This is a genomic window from Candidatus Cardinium hertigii (genome assembly GCF_050864855.1).
Classification (GTDB): Bacteria; Bacteroidota; Bacteroidia; order Cytophagales; family Amoebophilaceae; genus Cardinium; species Cardinium hertigii_C.
The window spans coordinates 1-6,829 of record NZ_JBOZWW010000068.1 but is presented as its reverse complement, the minus strand read 5'-3'; the positions used below and the strand labels follow the sequence as shown (position 1 = coordinate 6,829).

General features: G+C 33.3%; 4 protein-coding genes and 1 pseudogene. All 5 read right to left on the bottom strand.

The genetic code is table 11. The annotated features are described in order from the left end of the window. Positions 1 to 508 precede the first annotated feature (508 nt). A complete protein-coding gene (locus ACRRVB_RS04895; protein ID WP_432466836.1) occupies positions 509 to 1,771 on the bottom strand; it encodes a TolC family protein in 1,263 nt (420 codons plus the stop codon). A gap of 108 nt (positions 1,772 to 1,879) precedes the next feature. Next, positions 1,880 to 3,988: a type I secretion system permease/ATPase gene (locus ACRRVB_RS04890; protein ID WP_432466835.1), complete on the bottom strand. Its 2,109-nt coding sequence runs from the start codon at positions 3,986 to 3,988 to the stop codon at positions 1,880 to 1,882. Further along, positions 3,988 to 5,394, bottom strand: coding sequence for an HlyD family type I secretion periplasmic adaptor subunit (locus ACRRVB_RS04885; protein ID WP_432466834.1), 1,407 nt, complete (start codon positions 5,392 to 5,394; stop codon positions 3,988 to 3,990). The genes ACRRVB_RS04890 and ACRRVB_RS04885 overlap by 1 nt, the downstream gene beginning before the upstream one ends. Continuing rightward, positions 5,391 to 6,278 carry a peptidase domain-containing ABC transporter gene (locus ACRRVB_RS04880; RefSeq protein WP_432466837.1) on the bottom strand — a complete coding sequence of 296 codons (888 nt, stop codon included), beginning with the start codon at positions 6,276 to 6,278 and terminating at the stop codon, positions 5,391 to 5,393. The genes ACRRVB_RS04885 and ACRRVB_RS04880 overlap by 4 nt, the downstream gene beginning before the upstream one ends. After that, positions 6,264 to 6,593 (bottom strand): annotated as a pseudogene (locus tag ACRRVB_RS04875) (ABC transporter transmembrane domain-containing protein); the annotation flags it as partial. The gene ACRRVB_RS04880 and the pseudogene ACRRVB_RS04875, both read right to left, overlap by 15 nt. Positions 6,594 to 6,829: the final 236 nt, after the last annotated feature.

Genomic DNA, 6,829 nt, shown 5'->3' with positions numbered 1-6,829 from the left:
TTTCCTTGCTTTCTTTCTTGCTCATCTCATCAATAGGTTAGAATGAATCAACAGCTTTAAAAATATAAATATTCTTACAATTTTATTTTGTGATGGAACCGGAATATTAATTTTTCCGTATTGTCTCAATAGTATTAAAAATAATGAGTTTATAATATTTTGTTTTTTGAGATAGAAATATGATACATTTTATGGACTATTTTAGGGAGGTATTTTAGATGTTTCAACAAACGACCGTTTCTTAAGACACCTGAATTCACGTATTTCCAAAATTTTACTAACGAAGTTGGGTACAAAATCGAAACCGTAATTTCCTGTTCACCCGCTCCCACTGGTCCAAATAGGAGAAATTTATTAAGGGTTCTATAATGAATTTAGGAACTTAAATCAAAACCGTAACTTTCTGTCGATTCGGGCCCGCTGATCCTGCCTGTAAGATTAAATATTGATTTCTATACTTAAATCAAAATACTCTAAACAAACGCAACATATTTGCTAAAACATTTGTTTATTTTTCGTTTTGTTCTTCTACCTGTTCATGAACGTTACCGATAAGTCTATAAAGATCGAACTCTGCTTGTTTTACTTTAAAAGCATACTCTATTAAATTAATTTCTGCTTTTTGTACTTCTTCCTCTGCTTCTTGTAGGTCTAATAGTTTTAGCTGATTCATTTTATAATTTTCTTTTACCAGTAGCAATTTTTCGTTGCTTACTTTCATTTGCTCTTTTACTAGTTTGTACAAGCCCAACATATGACGATATTTCCATTTTTTATTTTCTAATTTACCCTCTGCTGCGAGTTTTTCTTTATTTAAGTTCAATACTTCACTATCCAGTTCCATTCTTGATTTTCTAATTTTTGAAGGCATAATCAGTAATCTACCTATATCTAAACTTATCCAAATCCTTAGACCTGCTTTAGACGGATGATTCCTCCATGTACTATCTTTTAAATCATACGTGTAACCATTTGATTGAATTTCACCTAATAGGCTTAGACAAGAAATCGGGTATAGTTTAACTTTAGTGAGTTCATTTTTAGCTATAGCTACTTTTTTTTCCTGTATAGCTGTTTTCAGATTCACTACTTTTTCTTTTGTAACAGCTGTAATATTCCATACAGGTTTAAAAGATATATTTGATTCTACTAACGTTTCTTCATTTAACGATTTACCAAGTATTAGGTTAAAATTTCTTCGTTTTTCTTTAAGCGTTTCTTGATGTTCTAATAAAGTTAATTTTGATTTTTTAAGTACTAAATCAGCATTTAAACAATCTATCTTAGATGAAAATCCTAGTTTTAATCGCTCTTCTTCTATTTTTAACTTAGTATAAGCGATCCTAATAAAAGTATTAAACAGTTCCCCTTTTTTTTGTGCCAATGCTAGTTCATAATGGCAGGTGACTACTTTTTGTAATTCTTTTTCTATTGATTTTGTAGAGGTTAAAACATATATCTTATTTTCATGGTTCTGTTTTTTAAACTTAAAAAGTTTATTAAAAACAGATTGCAAGTCCCATGATAAGTTAAAAATAGGGTTTGATTGTAGTAAATGAGTATTTTTCTTCCCCCAGTGATTATCCTGTGAAACTAAAAAATTAGCCTTAGGGGCCCATAAATGTATAGTATTAATTTTATTAGACAACAAAGATTTTTTTCTAATATTTTTAGCAATTTTAATATTCAAATTTTCCTTTAAGGCAATTTTTATCGCTTCTTTCAACCTAATAGGTTTGGTTGTTGAAGCATACGCGCTATTATATATCAAAAATATCGTACTAAACGTAATATTTAGGTATAAAACCTTGGTCCATATCTTTCTTACTAACACTTTTATAAAAATTTACTAAAACATTTTACAGATCTGACTATTTATTTATATGCTATTGGTTTGCATACGCCATAGTTTATCATATAATCCTTTTTTTTGTAAAAGTTCTGTATGCGTACCTTGCTCAGTGATCATTCCTTGATCTAGTACTAAAATACGGTTGGCATATTTGATAGTATTTAACCTATGGGCGATAGCAATAACGGTACGATTTTGACAAATTTGATCTATATTCGACATAATGGCCGCTTCAGATTCATAATCGAGTGCGGAAGTAGCTTCATCTAAAATTAAAATGCTTGGATTGATCAATAAAGCACGGGCTAGAGCTATACGCTGACGTTGACCACCAGATAAACCACTTCCTTTTTCACCAATGATTGTTTGATAGGCTTGTGGTAATTCATTAATAAAATTATTAGCTCCAGCTAATGTTGCAGATCTTACTACTTCTTCTTCACTGGCCGACGGGCAACATAATTTAATGTTTTCCAATATAGAACCTGCAAAAAGCATATTATCTTGTAAGACTATACTCATATTGCGACGCAGTGAAGTGGGATTAGCAATGGCAATATCCATTCCATCTACTAAAATTTGTCCATTTTGTGGGATATAGAGCCGTTGTAATAGTCTGGTTATCGTACTTTTACCTGAACCAGATGGACCCGTAATACCAATAAACTCTCCTGACTGTATTACGAATGACAAATTTTTTACTACTTCTGGTGTATCGGGCTCATATCGAAAACGTACATGTTGAAATTCAATTTTACCAACTAATTTTGGTAGCGTATCTACTCCTTTTCCCCCAACTTCTGATGTAGTATCTAAAATATCTCCAATACGTCGTAGTGCGATTAGGGTATGCTGGAAATCTTGCCATATTTGTGCCAATCTAAGGATAGGTTGTGTAACATAGTTGGCTAACATGTTAAAAGCAACCAATCCCCCTACAGTAAGCTGATTTGCTAGCACAATCTTTACTCCAAACCATAGGAGAAGAGCAGAGGTTAATTTTTGAATAAAGCTAATGCCTTGACTAGCTACAATAGCTATATTTTTAGCTAAAAAGGTTGACTGTAATTGGCAAGCTAAAATCTTTTTCCAACGTTTTAAAAAATCTGACTCAGTAGCTGTCGTTTTAAGTACTTCAATTCCAGTAATCGTCTCAGTTAAATAAGCGGTAGCTAACACACTGGCATCGTATTCTTTGTTAACACGTTGGCGCAACATCGGGCCAATTGTGAGCCAAAACAATCCATATATGACCAATGATCCCATTACAATACAAGTCAGTATACTAGAGTAGTTAAACATGACTATTAAGAATATCAAAATAAAAATACTATCTAGGATTAACATTAAAGCGGATCCAGTTAAAAACTGACGAATATGATTCATTTCCCGAACACGTGCAACAATTTGACCAGTTTGTCGTTTCGAAAAATAATCCAATGGAAGCATTAATAGATGTTGATATAACCTAGAAGATAGCTCCGAATTAATCTTACTAGCTAGATTAGTAAAAAACTTACCTCGAAAGTAGTTAAATATAGGTTCAGTTATGGCTAAGGATAGAATAGCAATAGATAATACCTTTAAGCTTGATAGAGCTCTGCTCACTAATACACGATCAATAACATTTTGAAATAGTTTTGGCCCCATTAAAGCCATAAACTGTAGGGTTAAAGATAGCGCTAATACATCACGTAACTGTCTGGTATGTCGTAATATAGAGGGTAAAAACCAATTAAACCCAAATTTAACATCTTTGATTTGTATTTCCTGTTCAGCTAGTAATATAACGGATAATGTATCATTAGCTATAGGTTCTTTATACACTTGATCAGTATCTGGATCATAACGTGACCAATAACCATCTTCTACTTTTTCAATTACGCTCCATTTTCCATCTAAGCAAACTAAAATAGGTAATGGTATATTAGATAGATCGAAATCTATTTCTTTATAATATTTAGATTGTAAACCAACTATTTTAGCAGCCATGCACACATCCATCCAGCTTAAATTATGGCAATCTTTTCCTAGTTTATGACTTAATAAAGCTTCCGTTACTACGATCTGAAATGATTGTGCAGCTCGTATAATAGCAGGAATACCATATGTTCCGGAAGTAATTAGTTGATTCATTAAGGTTCTCTACAAGCTTCAGATCTATATTCTCTTACAGGACTCAATAGATAATCAATCACCCTACGTTTACCGATTTTAATCTCAGTAACAATGGTCATACCAGGCGTTAAGATAACGGGTTGATTATCGATCATAATATAATTTTTTTCTAGTTCGATCTGAGCTGGAAATACTAATTCTGGGCTGGATTCGCTTCGTTTAACGGAGTCTAGAGATATACTTTGAATTCTTCCATTTATAGTTCCATATCGGCTATATGGAAAAGCTTCAATTTTTACGGTAACAGGTTGTCCAGATCTAATAAATCCTATATCCTTATTAGCAATATCTATTTCTGCTTGTTGTGCACCATCATGTGGCGTAATCAGCATTAATTTTTGGGCCCCTTGTACCACCCCTCCAATGGTATATACCGCTAATTGCTGAACGATTCCATCTATAGGTGCCCGAATAATTTGCAGTTTGCTACGTGCTTCTGCTTTAGCCAATTCTTGTTCGCTTATTAACAATGAAACTACTGATTTATTTAATTTATCATTCCAGTCTCTTTTTTTTTGTGCGATATAACTAAATTTAGACTCAAGCAAGGTATGGGATCGTGCCTGTAATACTTTTAATTCTTCTTCCTTAGAATCTATAGATAATTGGTTATCTAGTGCTTCTTTTTCCCTTTCTAATAAAGTCATCTTAGCCATAAAGTTGGATTTAGCTAGTCTACGGCTAGGCAATAAACGTTTCTGAATATTATTTTTTAGTTTTTGAAGCCCATCTAGTCTTTTTTTAAGCACCATTTGCTCATATTTATTAGTATCTATATCAGCATCAAGTTTAGACAAAATGGATAAATGTTCTTGCCAAGAACTGGTAAGATAAGAACTGGTTATTTTTAATATACTCGCGTCAATATCACTTGATAGGACCAAAGGATTAAGTGGATTATCGCTAAGCAATGCGCTATAAAGAGCAACTTCTAGTTGCTGAAAAGTTTTTTGCTTCTGCAAACGTTTGATGTCTTGGGTAAGTCCTACTATATTTAAAGTCAATAGCTTATCCCCTTTTTTAACCGATTGTCCGTTTTGAACTAAAATTTCAGCTACTTCGCATAATTCATATGATTGAATGGTCTGAGAACGACTAGGCAAAATCAGCCTACCTGTAGCTGTCGCATGAATAGCCAGCTGTCCAAAATAAGACCAAATAAAGGTCAATAATACGAAAACGCTCAACATAATTGCAGTGATTCTTGCACTGGAAGTAGGTGGACGTTTCATGATTGATAAATAAGAAGGAAGAAATTCATACCGATCATAGTCAGACCGATGTAAACAGAATCCATATATAGATCGAATTCTATTCCAGATAAGTTTGATTTTGGACATCATTCTTACGATTATGCTCATCATGATGCTACGCCAAATGTTTGTTGAAGTTGCCATAAATGGGCATATTTACCATTTAATTGCAACAACTCTTTATGATTTCCTTGTTCAATAATAGTTCCTTTTTGTAATACGATAATGCAATCAGATTGTTGTATGGTTGATAACCTATGGGCAATAGTAATAACGGTTCGGCCACTAGAAATTTTAGCCATATTAGCTTGAATAACTGATTGAGATTCATCATCTAAGGAACTAGTCGCTTCGTCAAAAATCAATACTTTTGGATCAATTAATAACGCCCTAGCAATGGCAATACGTTGTCTTTGACCACCAGATAAAGAGCTGCCTCCTTCAGAAATGACTGTATCATATCCAAGTGGCAAACGTAAAATAAAATCATGTGCACCTGCCAATTTTGAAGATTCGATCACCGATTCTACAGAGGCCTGTGGTTGTGCAATCGCTATATTATCACGAATCGTTCTATTAAATAGATAGTTTTCTTGCAATACTACTGCTACTTGTTTACGTAAATATCTTGTATCTAAATTATTTAATGGCATACCATCAAATAATATTTGGCCTTCTTCTGGTAAAAATAGTCGTAATAATAAACGAGCTAAAGTGCTTTTGCCAGAACCTGATTCACCTACAATACCAATTCGTTTTCCATATGGAATATGCAGTGAAATACTTTTTAATACTAAAGGTGAACCTGGTTGATACCGAAAATTTACTTTTCGAAGTGTAATAGTCCCTTGTAAATTTAGCTTCTGTTCTTTAGATTGCTCAACTGGTAGGTTTAGTGTATCACCCAATATATCTACCGATATTCTAGCTTGGACAAACTTACGCCATAACTCAACCAGTTTACCTAAAGGATGGGAAAAATGTTGGGATAACATATTAAAAGCAATTAATTGTCCTAGTGTAATATCCAAATTAATCACCATGCTGGCGCCACACCATAATATTAAAGCACTGGTTACTTTACCAATACCTTGTACTAATTGATCCGATAAAGAAGATAATAATTGGGCTTGATAACTAGCATTAACTAGGTCACAAGTTTGATTTTCCCAACGCCGATACAAGTATGGTTCAACTGCTAAACTTTTAATGGTCTCAGCACCAGAAATAGTCTCAGTAAGAAAAGAAGTATTAGCAGCACTATAACGAAATTGTCTATGTAATTTTTCTTGGAGCGGTTTGGTAAAATACCAACCTACTAGGGGTCGCCTTGGATATTGGAAATTATTGTACGTTAAGGTCTGTTTTCTGTACTAGCTTTGGGTTGTTTTTTCTTCCGAGTTATTATATCAATTGACGTGATAGACAACATTTTTCAGATACTATTTTTCCCATTTTCCAGCAAGTTATTAAAAGTGCTTAGCATGATTTTTTTAATTGTTTAAAGTGTACAATCGTTGAATACGGCATACTTGCGATGCGCTGT